The organism is Flavobacterium lotistagni, from assembly GCF_011392125.1.
GTDB lineage: Bacteria > Bacteroidota > Bacteroidia > Flavobacteriales > Flavobacteriaceae > Flavobacterium > Flavobacterium lotistagni.
The window spans coordinates 183788-199536 of record NZ_JAAJBU010000004.1; the positions used below are offsets into that span (position 1 = coordinate 183788).

The 15749-nt window shown below is 41.2% G+C and carries 14 protein-coding genes; 8 read left to right on the top strand and 6 right to left on the bottom strand.

What is annotated here, in order from left to right:
- Window positions 1-28 precede the first annotated feature (28 nt).
- The 3 genes from G4D82_RS06825 to G4D82_RS06835 are packed head-to-tail and all read right to left on the bottom strand — an operon-like array spanning window position 29 to window position 3295.
- Window positions 29-1249, bottom strand: coding sequence for a porin (locus G4D82_RS06825; RefSeq protein WP_166335914.1), 1221 nt, complete (start codon window positions 1247-1249; stop codon window positions 29-31).
- Between the two features lie 52 nt (window positions 1250-1301).
- Window positions 1302-2633 carry an inorganic phosphate transporter gene (locus G4D82_RS06830; protein WP_166335917.1) on the bottom strand — a complete coding sequence of 444 codons (1332 nt, stop codon included), beginning with the start codon at window positions 2631-2633 and terminating at the stop codon, window positions 1302-1304.
- Between the two features lie 20 nt (window positions 2634-2653).
- A complete protein-coding gene (locus G4D82_RS06835) occupies window positions 2654-3295 on the bottom strand; it encodes a DUF47 domain-containing protein (protein WP_166335919.1) in 642 nt (213 codons plus the stop codon).
- A gap of 184 nt (window positions 3296-3479) precedes the next feature.
- On the opposite strand from G4D82_RS06835, the gene G4D82_RS06840 reads away from it, so the two are divergent.
- The 4 genes from G4D82_RS06840 (at window position 3480) to G4D82_RS06855 (ending at window position 7886) form a co-directional block, all read left to right on the top strand.
- On the top strand, window positions 3480-5108 hold the full coding sequence (locus tag G4D82_RS06840) for an acyl-CoA carboxylase subunit beta (protein ID WP_166335921.1): 1629 nt from the start codon (window positions 3480-3482) through the stop codon (window positions 5106-5108).
- A gap of 56 nt (window positions 5109-5164) precedes the next feature.
- Window positions 5165-6811: a M1 family metallopeptidase gene (locus G4D82_RS06845; RefSeq protein ID WP_166335923.1), complete on the top strand. Its 1647-nt coding sequence runs from the start codon at window positions 5165-5167 to the stop codon at window positions 6809-6811.
- A 24-nt stretch (window positions 6812-6835) separates the two neighbouring features.
- The gene (locus tag G4D82_RS06850; protein ID WP_166335925.1) at window positions 6836-7360 is read left to right on the top strand and encodes a DinB family protein; all 525 of its coding nucleotides are present in this window, start codon (window positions 6836-6838) and stop codon (window positions 7358-7360) included.
- Window positions 7361-7460: 100 nt separating this feature from the next.
- Window positions 7461-7886, top strand: coding sequence for a DoxX family protein (locus tag G4D82_RS06855; RefSeq protein ID WP_166335927.1), 426 nt, complete (start codon window positions 7461-7463; stop codon window positions 7884-7886).
- A 48-nt stretch (window positions 7887-7934) separates the two neighbouring features.
- Here G4D82_RS06855 and G4D82_RS06860 read toward each other — a convergent pair whose 3' ends face one another.
- Together G4D82_RS06860 and G4D82_RS06865 are read right to left on the bottom strand one after the other, a co-directional pair.
- On the bottom strand, window positions 7935-8993 hold the full coding sequence (locus G4D82_RS06860; protein ID WP_166335929.1) for an AMP-binding protein: 1059 nt from the start codon (window positions 8991-8993) through the stop codon (window positions 7935-7937).
- Window positions 8971-9924, bottom strand: a complete 954-nt coding sequence (locus G4D82_RS06865; protein WP_166335931.1) for a CPBP family intramembrane glutamic endopeptidase — start codon at window positions 9922-9924, stop codon at window positions 8971-8973. Before G4D82_RS06865 ends, G4D82_RS06860 begins: the two co-directional genes overlap by 23 nt.
- A 60-nt stretch (window positions 9925-9984) precedes the next feature.
- On the opposite strand from G4D82_RS06865, the gene G4D82_RS06870 reads away from it, so the two are divergent.
- Complete coding sequence (locus G4D82_RS06870) at window positions 9985-10326, top strand: arsenate reductase family protein (protein ID WP_166335933.1); 342 nt, start codon at window positions 9985-9987, stop codon at window positions 10324-10326.
- A 60-nt stretch (window positions 10327-10386) separates the two neighbouring features.
- On the top strand, window positions 10387-12840 hold the full coding sequence (locus G4D82_RS06875) for an outer membrane beta-barrel family protein (protein ID WP_166335935.1): 2454 nt from the start codon (window positions 10387-10389) through the stop codon (window positions 12838-12840).
- Window positions 12841-12981: 141 nt separating this feature from the next.
- On the opposite strand, the gene G4D82_RS06880 is transcribed toward G4D82_RS06875, so the two are convergent.
- Window positions 12982-13146: a hypothetical protein gene (locus G4D82_RS06880; RefSeq protein WP_166335937.1), complete on the bottom strand. Its 165-nt coding sequence runs from the start codon at window positions 13144-13146 to the stop codon at window positions 12982-12984.
- A 321-nt stretch (window positions 13147-13467) separates the two neighbouring features.
- Here G4D82_RS06880 and fumC point away from each other — a divergent pair, with 321 nt between their 5' ends.
- Window positions 13468-14865 (top strand): class II fumarate hydratase, encoded by a 1398-nt coding sequence (gene fumC / locus G4D82_RS06885; RefSeq protein ID WP_166335939.1) that lies wholly within the window; start codon window positions 13468-13470, stop codon window positions 14863-14865.
- Between the two features lie 164 nt (window positions 14866-15029).
- Window positions 15030-15746 (top strand): hypothetical protein, encoded by a 717-nt coding sequence (locus tag G4D82_RS06890; protein WP_166335941.1) that lies wholly within the window; start codon window positions 15030-15032, stop codon window positions 15744-15746.
- The last annotated feature ends 3 nt before the right edge of the window (window positions 15747-15749 follow it).

Here is a 15749-nt window from a genome sequence, read left to right on the forward strand (position 1 = left end):
CTTGTAGTGATTTCCGCTTTTTTGTTGCTTAGATTCCGATTTCTACTTGGAAACGCAGATACCAGTTGTTTTTGGTCGTGCCGTTGTGGTATTTGAGTTTGTCGAAATTCACTTCGGTTTGCAACTTAAAAGAATGTTCCCAGATGTATTTGGTCACGCCAAAAGAAAACTCACGAGTATTGGGTGCAATGCTGCGGATGTCTTCGCCCACATTTTGAGTAGAATAACGCCCAATGATTTCGTAATTCGACCTTAAATTATAACTCAGTTGATAATCAAATCCATTGCCTACAAATACATAATTACTTTCTGTAGTATCTAACGGATTAATCGTAATTGCGTTTTCAGTTGTACTTCTTGACATATAACTCGCCATGGCTGCAAATCCGTTGTATTTGAACATCGCATCAAGCAGCACAGATTTCATAGTACGTTGCTCGAACAAATCATTCCCGAGTTGGCCTTGGGTTCTTCTGCCGTGATTGTTTTGTTGAAAAGCCCCTGAAAGCAAGAGCTTAGGTTTTTGCTCGCGAATGATATCACCTTCGAAATAAGTTCCGTCTTTGGCAAAAGCACCGAAAGGAAGCAATTCTATTTTTCCGGTCAGGGCGACACCATCGTCAGACTTTCCAGTAACATTGCGGCCTTCTCCGGTAGAAACAGCTCCTTTTAAATTATAAGAGAACTTGTCTTTCCATTCGTTCATATTGTGCACTTGAAAACCGAAATCACGGTCGATAGTAAACTTGGCGTTGTTGATGGTTCGGTCAGTCAGTTGCAAACCTCCAGAGGAATTTACACGCTGGCGGTTACCGGGCAATTTGGTTTGTCCGAAACTGATGTTCCAATGTTTGTTCGGACGGTAAAACATCACGGCATCTCGAATAATGTTGATGTTCTCGCCTTCTTTAACCTCACCCACATCACCTGGAGCAAAGGACAATTGTATCACATAAAGGAATTTCGGATTACCTACATAACCATCAAAACGCAAACGCAAACGCCGTATTTGGCCATCATAAGCACCATTTTCATCATCGTTCTTGAGATAGGTAGCACGATTTTGCATTCGGAAACGAATGTTGAACTGGAACAAACTATCGGGCGAAGTAATTCCGATGCCTTTTCCAAAACTGTAATAAGGTAAGGTAGAAAGCTTAACATCATTGTCATTCTTAGATTGTTCAATCGTAACCTGCGCCTGAGAACTCGCAATAATCAATAAAAATAAAATCGTGATTTTTTTCATTTTAAAATCGATTGAATAAAAAAAACTGCCAAGAAAGGCAGCTTAATTTATACTAAAGGATGGCATTCAAAAGTATATAAACTCCGGCCGCTAAGATAGCCGAAATAGGAATAGTTAGAATCCATGCCCATAAAAGTTTAACAGTAATCCCCCATCGTACGGCGGAAACCCTTTTGGTAATTCCTACACCGATAATCGAACCTGCAATAGTATGCGTAGTGGAAACTGGAATTTTAAAATGCTCTGTGGAAAACAAGGTCAAAGCTCCGGCAGATTCAGCCACTACGCCTTCAAAAGCGGTCACCTTGGTAATTTTAGATCCCATTGTTTTAACGATTTTCCAACCGCCGCTCAAGGTTCCTAAAGCGATGACAGTATAACAAGTTAGCGGAATCCACTCGGGCATGTGACCGTCGATTTTAACTCCGTCTTTCTCTGAAGGCAATACCACATTAAGGTCTAACCAACCAATAGACATATCCACATTCGGATTTGATTTGATATAAACCGCAACAGCAGCAGCGATAATTCCCATAACTTTCTGAGAATCGTTACCACCATGCCCCAAACTGAAAGCCGCTGAGGATAACAATTGCATTTTCTTGAGTACCGCTTCAGCTTTGGCTGTCGAAAATGAACTAAAAAACAAGTTAAAAACAGCCAGACTATAGAATACAAAAGCCACTAAAAACCACTTGATGTTTGCTGGTTCGCAAAGAAAACTAAAAGTCTCGCTTTCAAATCTTGGTTTTTTAATGTCGGCATATGGCGTAAGAACGGTGCTTAAAAACCAAACACCCAACACCATCAAAGTCATTGTGAAAATTTTTGGATAAATGTTCTTGCGCGAAGAATACATCAACCACAACGACATAAAATAAGAAATAATCATCCCGAGTAAGGGCGCGAAGGCAATAAACAAAATGACAATCAAAACCCCGGAAGGAAGCAATTCGCCTTCTTTGGCATCTTTAAGCCAATTCACAATCTTAAAACCTGCGTGCTCTGGGTCAGTTACGTGGCGCAAACCATGCATGACGGCCGCTCCGGCAAAACCTCCGATTAAAGTATGCGAAGATGAAGATGGAATTCCTTTCCACCAAGTGAATAAGTTCCAAATAATGGCGGCAATGACTCCGGCTAAAATCACCACTAAGTTGATACTTCCGGTGTGGGCCGTTTTAGCTACGGTATCGGCTACCCCAAAACCAAAAACCCAATAAGCCAAAAAATTAAAAAGTGCTGCCCACAAAACCGCTTGAAACGGCGTGAGCACTTTGGTAGCAACAATAGTTGCAATGGAATTGGCTGCATCATGGAAACCATTGATATAATCAAATATCAATGCCAAGACGATAATAATGATGAGTAGTGTAAAATCCATAAAAAGAGTTTGAGGGATTTTTATGAATGTTTCACTGAGATTTGCTCCATCACGTTGGAAACACTTTTACACTTGTCTGACGCAGATTCGAGTGCAGACAATACTTCTTTGTATTTAATGATGTTTTTCACATCGGTTTCGTTTTCGAAAATATCAGCAACGGCTTTGTCAAAAACATCATCAGCTTTACTTTCTAGTTTGTTGATGCGTTTGCAAGCTTCTTTAATCGCTTTGTTGTTCATGACTTTAAGCTCACGAATACCCATGCCAATCAATTGACAAGCTTCAAGGTTAATTTCAGTCAGTTTGCGAATGGATTTGGTAATCTTTTCTACTTGGTACAAACGCATTCTACTGGCTGCACCGTGCATGAAATCCGCTACGTTATCAATTGATTTCACCAGTGCGTGAATGTCTTCGCGGTCGAATGGCGTGATAAAGTTTCGACTCAGTTCTAAATGTGTTTTGTGTGTAATCTCCTCAATGGTCACCTCAAGATCGGCTATTTTTTTATAATAGTCTTCGCGTTCTTCTTTCGGAGCATTCACTGCCTCGTGAAGGGTTTCGGCCAAAAGGATTAACTTCTCTGAAGCTTGTTCGAACAATGGAAAGAACTTTTTATCTTTCGGAACCAAAAACTGAAACACGTTGTTTAATGTCATGACATAGTGATTAAAATACGCGGCAAAAGTAAGCGGTCAATGTTAACTTAATATTAATTTAGCAACAAGAAGTTGTTATGTAGTTAACATTTTCTTAAAGTTATTTTTACATTAGTTTTTTCAGGTGCTGCCCATAATTCAAACGTTTTCGTATTTTAGCGCGACAATAAACTCAAGCTTTCCCATGGATCTTAACTTCAATAAAAACGAAGATTACAACAAACTTTTACTATCAGAGCTCAAACAAAAATTTGCCAAAGTGAAACTGGGCGGCGGCGAAAAAAGAATCGAAAAATTGCACGCCGAAGGCAAAATGACTGCTCGCGAACGCATTGATTATTTGCTCGACCCGAAAGCCAAAAGCATCGAAATCGGTGCCTTCGTTGGCGATGGAATGTATGCCGAACACGGTGGTTGCCCTTCAGGTGGCGTTGTAGTTAAAATCGGTTATATTAAAGGAAAACAGTGTATTGTTGTGGCCAATGACGCTACTGTAAAGGCCGGCGCGTGGTTTCCCATTACTGGCAAGAAAAATTTACGTGCGCAGGAGATTGCCATCGAGAACCGTTTGCCGATTATTTATCTGGTCGATTCGGCAGGTGTATATCTTCCAATGCAAGACGAGATTTTTCCCGACAAGGAGCACTTCGGACGCATTTTTCGCAACAATGCAGTCATGTCGAGTATGGGCATTACCCAAATTGCGGCTGTGATGGGAAGTTGTGTTGCCGGTGGCGCTTATTTGCCAATTATGAGCGATGAAGCTATGATTGTCGACAAGACCGGAAGCATTTTCTTGGCCGGAAGCTATTTGGTGAAAGCCGCTATCGGAGAAACCATTGACAATGAAACTTTGGGCGGAGCCACAACGCATTGTTCCATTTCGGGCGTAACCGATTACAAAGCCAAAGACGATAAAGACGCACTAGACCGAATCAAAAATATCGTAGGCAAAATTGGCGATTATGACAAAGCCGGGTTCAATCGCGAAAAGGCTGAGAAACCTGAATTAGATGAAAAAGAACTCTATGGTATTTTGCCCAAATCGCGTGCAGACCAATACGACATGTATGATATTATTAAGCGTTTGGTAGACCATTCCGAGTGGGATGAATACAAACCCGATTACGGCAAAACACTGATTACTGCTTACGCCAGAATTGATGGTTGGGCTGTAGGCATCGTTGCTAACCAACGCAAAGTAGTCAAAACAGCTAAAGGCGAAATGCAATTTGGCGGCGCGATTTATTCAGATTCAGCAGACAAGGCTACTCGTTTTATTGCGAATTGTAACCAGAAGAAAATTCCATTGGTATTTCTGCAAGACGTGACCGGTTTTATGGTGGGCTCAAAAAGCGAGCATGGCGGTATCATTAAAGACGGAGCGAAAATGGTCAATGCTGTTTCCAATTCGGTAGTGCCAAAATTCACGGTGATTATCGGAAATTCTTACGGTGCCGGAAATTACGCCATGTGCGGTAAAGCGTACGACCCAAGATTAATTTTCGCATGGCCAAGTGCCGAATTGGCTGTGATGGGCGGAACGCAAGCCGCGAAAGTACTTATGCAAATCGAGGCTTCAGCACTCAAAGCCAAAGGCGAAGTCGTTGATCAAGAAAAAGAGCAAGAATTGTTTGATAAAATTAAAGCGCGTTATGATGCGCAAGTTTCTCCCTATTACGCTGCCGCCAGATTATGGACCGACGCGATTATCGATCCAATAGAAACCCGAACATGGATTTCGATGGGTATTGAAGCGGCTAACCATGCTCCTATTGAGAAAAAATTTAATTTGGGCGTGATTCAGGTGTGAGTTAGTAATTAGTAAATAGTAGTCAGTAGTTAGTAGGAGTTGTAAAAATCATGGAGATGAGGAAGTTTTCTTTTTTATGGATTGGCCGATTGTTTATTTTATTACTACTCGGCTTTCAAATGTTTGCGCAGGAAACTTTTACCCGAAAAGATTCTCTGCGTGGTGGTTTGCGTATGGAAAGAACTTGTTTTGATGTTTTGCGCTATGATTTGAATATCAAAATTGATCCGAAAGAGAAATCTATTCATGGTTTTAATGATGTTACTTTCCAAGTAGTTGAAAATACTTCAAAAATTCAGCTCGATCTTTTTGAGAACATGACTATTGATAGTATCGTTCTCAATGCCAAGAGACTCAACTACAAAAGGGAGTTCGACGCTGTTTTTATCGATTTCCCGAAAACCTTGAATAAAGGTTCACAGCAGCTTTTGCATTTTTACTATTCCGGAAAACCCACCATTGCCAAGCGCGCTCCTTGGGACGGCGGTTTTGTATTTGAAAAAGACGCCAAGGGCAAGGATTTTATTGGCGTAGCGGTTCAAGGTACTGGCGCCAGTTTGTGGTTTCCTTGTAAAGATTCCCAAACAGATGAACCTGATTTCGGCTGTACGATCAAAGTGGCCGTTCCCAATGGTTTAACCGAAGTTTCGAACGGACGTTTCATAGGCAAAGAAGATCTGAAAAACGGATACACTCGCTGGGATTGGGAAGTCAAGAATCCGATTAATAGTTATGATATTACCGTCAATATTGGCGATTATATTCATTTCGGAGAAAACTATAATGGCCTTGATTTGGACTACTATGTTCTCAGGCAAAATGAAGCTAAAGCACGGAAGCAATTCGAGCAAGTCAAACCGATGATGGATTGTTTCCAGAGCAAATTCGGCACTTATCCGTTTGCCAATGATGGATATAAATTGGTAGAAACGCATTATTTAGGTATGGAGCACCAAAGCGCTGTGGCTTACGGAAATAAATATCAAAATGGTTATCTCGGCAACGATTTATCTAGCACTGGCGTTGGGCTGCTTTTTGACTTTATTATCATTCATGAAAGCGGCCACGAATGGTTCGGCAACAGCATCACTTCTAAAGACATTGCCGATATGTGGATCCATGAAGGATTTACCTGTTACAGCGAAAGTGTTTTTCTGGAATGCCAATACGGTTACGACAAAGCGCAACAGTACATTAACGGGCTGAAACGCAACATCCACAACGACAAACCCATCATCGGTCAATACGGTGTTAGTAATGAAGGTTCTAGCGATATGTATTATAAAGGTGCGCTAATGCTTAATACTATTAGACATATTGTTAATAACGACGAGAAATGGTGGCAGATTATTTTAAAATATTCAACAACTTTTCGCCACCAAATTATTGATACGCCTACAGTTGTTGATTTTTTCAATCGCGAAACCGGAATAAACCTTAAGCCGGTTTTTGATGAGTATTTAAATTATAAAGAACTTCCTATTTTAAAAGTTTATCTTGGTAAGAAAAACCAACTTGTTTTGCAATGGCAAGCCCAAGAAAAGGATTTTGAAATGCCAGTAGAAGTTAGTATCGATGGTAAAATTGAAAGAATTCCAGTTTCAACACAAATCACCAAAACCAAGTTCAAAGTCAAGAAGAGCTTTGGTTTCAAAGATATCAATACGACCAAATTTCTTTACCAACTTGGTCAACACAATTAATTCGAAAAACTAATTTTATCCATCATGGATTTTAATATTTCGCAAGCCATAACCGTTTTAGAACGCACGCCAAAAACCTTAGATTTTCTTTTAAGCGGTATGGAAGATTCTTGGATTTTCAATAATGAAGGCGAAGAAAGTTGGAGTCCTTATGACGTTTTAGGGCATTTGATTCATGGTGAAAAAACCGATTGGATAGTTCGCATGGACATTATTCTTTCGGACCAGCCAGAGAGAACCTTTGCGACTTTTGATCGCTTTGCCCAATTCGAATCAAACAAAGGAAAAACTTTCACAGCATTGATGGAAGAATTTCAAAGTTTGCGAAGTACCAATATCAATATTCTTAAATCTAAAAATCTTACTGATGATGATTTAGCCAAAACGGGCATTCATCCAGCGCTCGGAACAGTTACCTTGAAGGAACTACTCGCCACTTGGGTAGTTCACGATTTGGGACATATCGCGCAAATTTCACGTGTTATGGCCAAACAATACCAAAATGAAGTGGGTCCGTGGCAAGTGTATCTTCCTATACTCAGCCGCTAATGGGTATCAAAAGTGAATGAAATTGTTCAAATGTTTTGCAATAAAAAAACGTATTCCATTAATAAATAGTAACTTAGACTAAATTCTAAACTTATTTATTATGGACACTTCTGTAAAAGGTTTGAACAAATGGGCCAATGCCCACACGAATTATGCGCTCGACGCACTAAGAATTTTACTTGGCGTTTTTCTAGTTTACAAAGGTGCCTCGTTTATTACACACAGCCGCGAATTTGAAGATTTGATTGCTCCGGTGAGTAACTTCATGGGCGGAATGCTAACTTTCCATTACATTGCAGCGGCTCACATTATGGGCGGTGTGATGATTGTTTTTGGTTTACTTACGCGTTGGGCCATTATTGCACAACTACCGATTTTACTTGGTGCGGTACTGATTAATTTTTTGGGGCAAATGGAGCCAGATAATCTGATGATGGCTACGGCAGTTCTGGGCATCAGTATTTTCTTTGTGTTCTATGGCGGCGGAAAACATTCGGCAGATTACTATTTCAAAATGGAAAAGTAAAGGTACTGTTTCAATTACAACCGCAGTTTCTGTATTTAGAAGCTGCGGTTATTTTTGCTGTAGTACCAAGGCTAAGGTATCTTTTCTGATGATTTTTCCGTTTTCAGTTTCTTTGAATTTTGGCACAAACAGTACTTCTTTCGGCTTTTCGTACTTGTCTAAAGATTCAAAAACAGCTTCATCAATCGGCTGTTTTTCGCCTTCAATAATCAGAACTAATTTCTCACCTAAGGTTTGATCGGGTTTTCCGGACAGAATGAACCTTTGTTCGATTTTTCCACTGAGTTTGGCTTCGATTTGTTCCGGAATCAACTTGATGCCGCCGCTGTTCACTACGTTGTCGAAACGACCTAAAAAGATAAATTGGTTTTCGTTGACCAACTCTACGATATCGTTGGTGCGAATGACTTCATCTGAAATTCTTGGCGCATGGATCACCAAACAATTGTTATCGTCATACGAAATTGTCACATTGGGCAAAACCGTGAAAGCCTTCTCTCCTATTCTTTTGGCTGCGATATGCGTGATGGTTTCAGTCATGCCATAGGTTTCGTAAGCAATCGTCTGTGATTTGAGTAATTGCTTTTCAAGTTTTTCGTGCAACTTGGCGCCACCAATAATCATCTTCTTGACTTGCTTGAGTTGTTTGATGGATTGTTGCGCTTGCAAAGGCACCATCGCGACAAAATCATACTCTGTTTCATTTTTGTGTAAAGGCGTCGAATTGGGCGCTACCAAATCCATATCTAAACCTAAAATAAAGCCGCGAACGAGCATCATTTTTCCGGCAATATATTTTACCGGAAGGCATTGCAAGACTTTGTCGCCCGGAGCCAAATCAAAAAAATCACCTGTGGCCAAAGCCGAATTGACCATCGCTTGTTTGTCTAGTCGGATGTTTTTTGATTTTCCGGTGGTTCCTGAAGTGGGCATTTCCAGATAAGGCCGATCATCAAACCAATCGAGAATGAAACTGCCGACAGGTTTCTCAAAATCTTCTCCTTCTTTGATAAAGCTGTACGCCACGCGGCACAAATCTTCGCGGTTCAAATGAAAACCGTCCAGTTTAAAGCTGTTGTGTACGTTATGATAAGTTGGTGTGCTCATGATGCTCTAAGTGTTTAGTGGAAATTTCGCCTGTAAGTTTTTCTCTCCAATGCGTCCAACGGTATTTTCTGCCAAAGACAAACAACAACGCCGGATAAATGATAATTACCGGGAGAAAAGTGTCAATCGCTACTGACGGATCGGAAACATCTTTTAGTATCGAAGCGGTTTGAAAAGCCGACCAATCTGCCGTAACTAGCAAAGCACCAATTAAATTGTTGGCCGCATGAAAACCCAAAGAAAGTTCCATTCCTTCATCCATGAGCGTGATGATGCCGAGAAACAATCCGGTGCCGATATAATATATCAGCACAATATAACCCATCTTTTCTATTTCAGGATTAAAGATGTGCATCAGCCCAAAAATTGTAGAAGTCATTAACAAAGGAAACCACTTATTTAAGCTCAAATTCCCGAATCCTTGCATTAGGTAACCCCGAAAAACCAATTCTTCGCAGGTGGTTTGTATCGGAATCATTAGCGTGCCGATGACCAACAAGATTAAAAAAGGCTGCGGTTGAAATGTAATAACGAAATCTTGCGGGCTCATCCAATAATCTAGAATTGTGGTCACTATAGTTAATGATGCCCAAATTAAAAATGCAAAACCAATGCGTTTGAAATCGAGTTTTTTTCTCGTTGTTGTAATTTCAATCATCGTTTGTTGGTGCAAATATTTCACAACGAAGTAAATTCCGCCAATGGCAAAAAGGAACGAAACCAAAATCAAGAACAAGGCAAGATTAGAATCGAGCATTTCCATAATCGAATTCTGATCGGTGGGCAACCCTTTTCCGCTGGCGAAGGATTGCATCATCAAAGCCACCAACAACGGAATTTGCCCGATGCCCGAAGCCAAAATAATTAATATTGAACCCACTAAATACTTCCAGAATTTGTTTTCCTTTCGGATACCTTGCTCTATAAACATGCTCAATGATTTTTGACTAATTTAAGTGATTTTTTGATTCCTTTGCAAAAACAATTCTTAATGATTTCGATTTATCACAATGCCCGCTGCAGTAAATCGCGCGAATGTTTGGCTTTTCTGGAGCAAGGTAACCACAACTTCCAAGTCGTCAAGTACATAGAAGCACCTCCAACAATTGAAGAACTTTCAGAATTAATTCGCAAACTAGGCATTAAACCTATTGAGTTGGTTAGGCAAAAAGAGCCTTTATGGATTGAAAAATTCCAAGGCAAGAAATTGACACCGAAGAGAATCATTGAAATCTTAACCAAAAATCCCATTCTCATTGAAAGGCCTATAATAATTAACGGAGAAAAAGCAGTCATTGCACGACCTTTCGAGAAAGCATTAACCATCATTTAACATAGCTTTGTGAAAGCAGGTTTGCCGCAAAACCTATTTTTGTGCTCTCAAACTTCATTTATGTCGGATTTCAAATACAGCTTGCTTCTACTCTTTTTTCCGTTATTTCTTTTAGCTCAAAAACCTGAGGGTCGAAAAATCAAAATATCAGGAACCATCATTGAGAAAACTACTAAACAACCGCTAGAATACGCTACAATTACTTTCACCAATACCAAGAACCCGAAAATCATTGGTGGCGGAATCACCAACAATAAAGGCGAGTTCGATATCGCATTAAGCCCGGGCAATTATTCGGCAAAAGCAGAATTCATTTCGTTCAAACCGTTTGTTATTGCGGCCAAAGATTATCAAGAAAACACATCGCTAGGCGTGATTTCGCTCGATGAAGATTTTACCCAACTCAAAGCCGTAGAAGTGCGTGCGCAAACTACCAGCATTGATATCAAACTCGATAAAAAAGTCTACAGCGTAGGCCAGGATTTAATGGTCAAAGGCGGAACGGTGAGCGATGTTTTAGACAATATTCCTTCAGTTAGCGTCGATGCCGACGGAACCGTCAACCTGCGCGGCAACAGCAACGTGAGGATTCTGATTGATGGCAAGCCTTCCAATTCTGTCAATATTACCGAAGCTTTAAGGCAAATTCCGGCCGATGCTATCGATAAAGTAGAAGTCGTGACCAACCCATCAGCGCGTTATGATGCGGAAGGTGGCGGCGGCATTCTGAACATTATCCTCAAACGCGGCAAGAACCAAGGCATCAACGGCAGCGTAATCGTTTCGGCAGGTTCGCCTGAAAATACTGGTGCTTCGGGCAACTTCAACATCAAAAGCAAGGAATCGAATTTTTTTGGTTCGCTCGGTTACAACAAAAGCAACAGCCCGGGAAATACCAAAATTGACCAAACCAATTATGATTCCGCCGGCAATTTCGTTTCTTACATCGAAGAACGACGCAACAACGACAGAGCGCGTGAAGGTTTCAACACCAATTTTGGCATCGAACTGTATTTAGACAAAACTTCGTCTTGGACCAATGCACTTTCGATTCGCAAAAACAAAGGCGGTAATCCTGAAGACGTGTTTTATTCAATTTATTCCAACAATCCGTTCGAGCTGCGCCAACGTTATAACGACTTGTACCGCTCGAGCCAAGACATAGAATACACGACCAACTTCATCAAGAAATTCAAACGCGACGGACACAAATTCACCATCGATGGCGCTTTTTCAGTGAACCGCGACAATGAAACTTCGAACATTTACGGCAACGGAATTCTGCCGACTCCGAGATTCATTTCTTCGGAAAAAACCAGCAATAACCAAAAACAAAGCAGAAATCTGATCCAATCCGATTATGTGTTGCCGTTCAAGAAAAACAGTCAATTGGAACTGGGTTTCAGAGGCAGTTACCTCACTTTGCGTTCTGATTATAATGTAGCCGAAGACCGAACCAACAGCGGTATTTTTACAGATAATCCGTTATTCACCAACAACTTCGAATACAAGGAAAATATCAATGCGGCTTACGTTCAATTGGGAACCAAAATCAAGAAATTCTCAATACTCGGCGGTTTGCGTTTTGAAGACTCGAATATCGAAATCAACCAACTTGCTACAGCAGATTACAACACCAAGAAATACAACAACTTCTTCCCTAGCCTTTTCCTGACCTACGAAATCAGTGAAACCACTAATATTTCTTTAAACTATAGCAGAAGAATCAACCGTCCGCGCGATCGTTTCATTAATCCGTTTTCGTCTTATTCTAGCAATACCAGCTTGTTTTTAGGAAACCCTGATTTAGATCCGGCGCTGAGTGATGCTTACGATTTGGGCTTTTTAAAGAAATGGAAGAAACTCACCTTAAATACTTCGCTTTACGTCAACCACACTACTGATTCGTTTCAGTTCATCGCCAAAGAACGCGGCGATGAGATTGATGGCATTCCGGTAATTATCAGAACGCCGTTCAACTTAGCAACCGACAACAAATTCGGTTTCGAGTTCACACTGAATTACACGCCTTTCAAATGGTGGCGACTCAACGGAAACTTCAACTATTTCAGCAATAAAACCGACGGAAGTTATACTTACACCAAAATCAACGGCGCTATCGAAACTGTAGATTTTTATTTTAATTCGTCTACTTGGTTCACGCGATTGACTTCCAAAATCACTTTGCCTTACAAGATTGATTTTCAAACCAACGGCACCTACAACGCCGAGCAGAAAACCGCACAAGGCCGCAACAAAGCCAACGCGAGCATGAACTTAGGTTTGAGCAAAGATGTTTTAAAAGACAAAGGCACGATCGCATTCAACGTGAGCGATGTGTTCAATTCGCGGAAAAGACTTACAGAGCAAAATACGCCAACGGTGAATTCAGACAGCCAAATGCAATGGCGCGAAAGACAAATCACTTTATCGTTTACTTACCGTTTCAACAAAGCCAAGAACGAGCGCGAGAAACAACCGAAGCGTTCCGATGATGGCGGTGAGGAATATTAGATTTTGGACCGCTGCGCTTTGAGACCGCTTCGCTGTAGGACTTTACGACCGCTGCGCTTTAGGATTGTAGGATTGTAAGACTATGAGACAGAAATAAAAAAGGGAACCCGATCGTTGGTTCCCTTTTTTGGTGCTCTAAAATTAATTAGCAGCTTCTCTTTGTGCTTTTTTCGCTTTGTATCTTTCCCATAGCGCGCCGCCAACCCAATACTGGAGGAAGCCTACCAAGAAGAACATGAGCCAGAAGCCCATCGTCAAGATACAGAGGAACAATAAAAAGCCCAAGTACTGTGAAAATTCAAACATGTTTTCCGGAATTTTTTGAATTATGAGCCAAAGGTAACTTTATTATTTTTTGTAGGCAATTAATTCCAAATCAATTTTTATAAAATCACATTTATCCTTACTTTTGGGCTGGTTTTTAAGGAGCTGTTTCCGGCTTTTCGCAGTGCATGGCACTTTGCTTCAATCCGGGCTAGGGTCCTGTATATCACCGGAATCCCGCGTTAGGGGTTGGAGCATTTGTCTGAGCTCTTTGCACAATGCAATGGAGCAAAAGCGAGTGCGGAAGGCCCGGCCGAAGGCAACGCCCAAACATAGAACATATAACTTACAACATACAACAAAATGGAATTCAGAATCGAGAAAGACACCATGGGCGAGGTAAAAGTACCTGCCGACAAATATTGGGGCGCACAAACCGAACGCTCTAGAAACAATTTTAAAATCGGGCCATCGGCTTCTATGCCTAAGGAGATCATCGAAGGTTTTGCTTATTTAAAAAAGGCCGCCGCTTATGCCAACTGCGATTTGGGCGTATTGCCCACCGAAAAACGCGACGCGATTGCAGCAGTTTGCGACGAAATCTTGGCTGGAAAACTCGACGACCAATTCCCGCTCGTGATTTGGCAAACCGGATCAGGCACACAAAGCAACATGAACGTGAATGAAGTCGTTGCGAATCGTGCGCAAGTTTTGGCTGGTTTTAAAATCGGTGAAGGCGAAGCAGTAATTAAAGCCAATGACGATGTAAACAAATCACAATCTTCTAACGATACGTTCCCGACCGGAATGCACATCGCAGCCTACAAAGCTGTAGTAGAAACGACAATTCCGGGTGTTGAAAAACTCCGCGATACTTTACAAGCCAAAGCTACCGAATTCAACAACGTAGTAAAAATCGGCCGCACACACTTAATGGATGCGACACCGCTTACTTTAGGGCAAGAACTTTCCGGTTATGTGGCGCAGTTGAATTATGGCATTAAGGCTTTGAAAAATACACTGTCACACTTGTCAGAACTTGCTTTGGGCGGAACTGCCGTAGGAACCGGGCTCAACACACCAGCCGGTTATGACATAAAAGTCGCTGAATACATTGCAAAATTTACCAGTCATCCGTTCGTGACGGCGCCCAACAAATTTGAAGCTTTGGCCTCGCACGACGCGATTGTGGAAAGCCACGGTGCTTTGAAGCAACTAGCGGTTTCTTTGAATAAAATTGCAAACGATATCAGGATGTTGGCTTCCGGTCCACGTTCGGGAATTGGTGAAATTTTGATTCCTGAAAACGAGCCAGGTTCGTCAATCATGCCCGGAAAAGTCAACCCAACACAATGTGAAGCTTTGACTATGGTGTGCGCGCAAGTCATGGGTAACGACGTAGCGATTTCTGTTGGTGGCATGCAAGGGCATTACGAACTGAATGTTTTCAAACCGGTGATGGCAGCCAATTTCCTGCAATCAGCGCGACTATTAGGCGATGCTTGTTTGTCATTTGAAGAACACTGCGCGGTCGGTATCGAACCGAATTACAAACGAATCAAAGAATTGGTCGATAATTCGTTGATGCTTGTGACGGCTTTGAACACCAAGATTGGTTACTACAAATCGGCTGAGATTGCGCAAACCGCACATAAAAACGGAACTACTTTGAAAGAAGAAGCGGTTCGTTTGGGCTATGTTTCCGCTGAGGATTTTGATGTTTGGGTGAAAGCGGAAGATATGGTGGGAAGCTTGAAATAATTAATAATGAATAATTAATAATGAATAATGGCCCCTTTTTGGGGCTTTTTTTTAACTTTAGTTAAAGGGTTAAATTTCAAGGCAATGGTTTTATTTTTCGTTTGTTTTTTATAATTTCAGTTTTACAATCTATTGATAGTTATTGGTTTGAAAACTCATTTGCTATGAACGAGAATAAAGGAATAATCGAGAAAGAACTATTTAAAGAACGCAGCCGCTTTCAATCGGAAACGAATATTTTAGAAACCGTCAGCCGGATTCTGAACGAAAATGAAACGACCCGCGATGGCATTAAAAAAACACTTGAATCTAAAAGTTCAACAGATTCAAACGCTTTTAACGCTGATTTGTTGCAAACCGACAAAATTTACCACGTTTCGCAGATTCGTCGGGTTTGTATTGATTATCGCTTCAGGTTTTTAGACAGTGTGTTTTTCAAAGCCGGCATTCCAGAAGAAGCCATTAGCAAAATCCACGCGCTGGAAAAGCAGCACCAAACCCAACTGCATGGCTTCAAGATTATGGCACCGAGCAAGGCATTCCAATTATTGAGCTACGACGATCCGTTGCTCTTCGCTCCTATCGGAAATGATTACTATTATTTGATCCACCAATGGGGAAACGATATCAATCCGGTTAGGAAATGGCTCGTCAAACCGGTCGAAAGCCTGATGAGTTTTACTTGGTTTTGCCTTATCATTAGTTTGATAATTACTTTTCTGACACCGGAAACCAACCTGAGTAAAGCCGTTCCGATGGCTAGCATCATTATCTTTTTGTTTGCTTTCAAATCGGTAATAGCCGTGCTGATGTACGGTTTTTTTATGATGGGCAAGAATTTCAACGTCGCGATTTGGGACCGGCAATATTTCAATAACTAAAAA

Coding starts and splice junctions, on each gene's coding strand:
- G4D82_RS06875 (WP_166335935.1), top strand. CDS start 10,387: ATGTCGGATTTCAAATACAGCTTGCTTCTACTCTTTTTTCCGTTATTT.
- G4D82_RS06880 (WP_166335937.1), bottom strand. CDS start 13,146: ATGTTTGAATTTTCACAGTACTTGGGCTTTTTATTGTTCCTCTGTATC.
- G4D82_RS06845 (WP_166335923.1), top strand. CDS start 5,165: ATGAGGAAGTTTTCTTTTTTATGGATTGGCCGATTGTTTATTTTATTA.
- G4D82_RS06870 (WP_166335933.1), top strand. CDS start 9,985: ATGATTTCGATTTATCACAATGCCCGCTGCAGTAAATCGCGCGAATGT.
- G4D82_RS06825 (WP_166335914.1), bottom strand. CDS start 1,249: ATGAAAAAAATCACGATTTTATTTTTATTGATTATTGCGAGTTCTCAG.
- G4D82_RS06835 (WP_166335919.1), bottom strand. CDS start 3,295: ATGACATTAAACAACGTGTTTCAGTTTTTGGTTCCGAAAGATAAAAAG.
- G4D82_RS06840 (WP_166335921.1), top strand. CDS start 3,480: ATGGATCTTAACTTCAATAAAAACGAAGATTACAACAAACTTTTACTA.
- G4D82_RS06830 (WP_166335917.1), bottom strand. CDS start 2,633: ATGGATTTTACACTACTCATCATTATTATCGTCTTGGCATTGATATTT.
- G4D82_RS06890 (WP_166335941.1), top strand. CDS start 15,030: ATGAACGAGAATAAAGGAATAATCGAGAAAGAACTATTTAAAGAACGC.
- G4D82_RS06850 (WP_166335925.1), top strand. CDS start 6,836: ATGGATTTTAATATTTCGCAAGCCATAACCGTTTTAGAACGCACGCCA.
- G4D82_RS06860 (WP_166335929.1), bottom strand. CDS start 8,993: ATGAGCACACCAACTTATCATAACGTACACAACAGCTTTAAACTGGAC.
- G4D82_RS06865 (WP_166335931.1), bottom strand. CDS start 9,924: ATGTTTATAGAGCAAGGTATCCGAAAGGAAAACAAATTCTGGAAGTAT.
- G4D82_RS06855 (WP_166335927.1), top strand. CDS start 7,461: ATGGACACTTCTGTAAAAGGTTTGAACAAATGGGCCAATGCCCACACG.
- fumC (WP_166335939.1), top strand. CDS start 13,468: ATGGAATTCAGAATCGAGAAAGACACCATGGGCGAGGTAAAAGTACCT.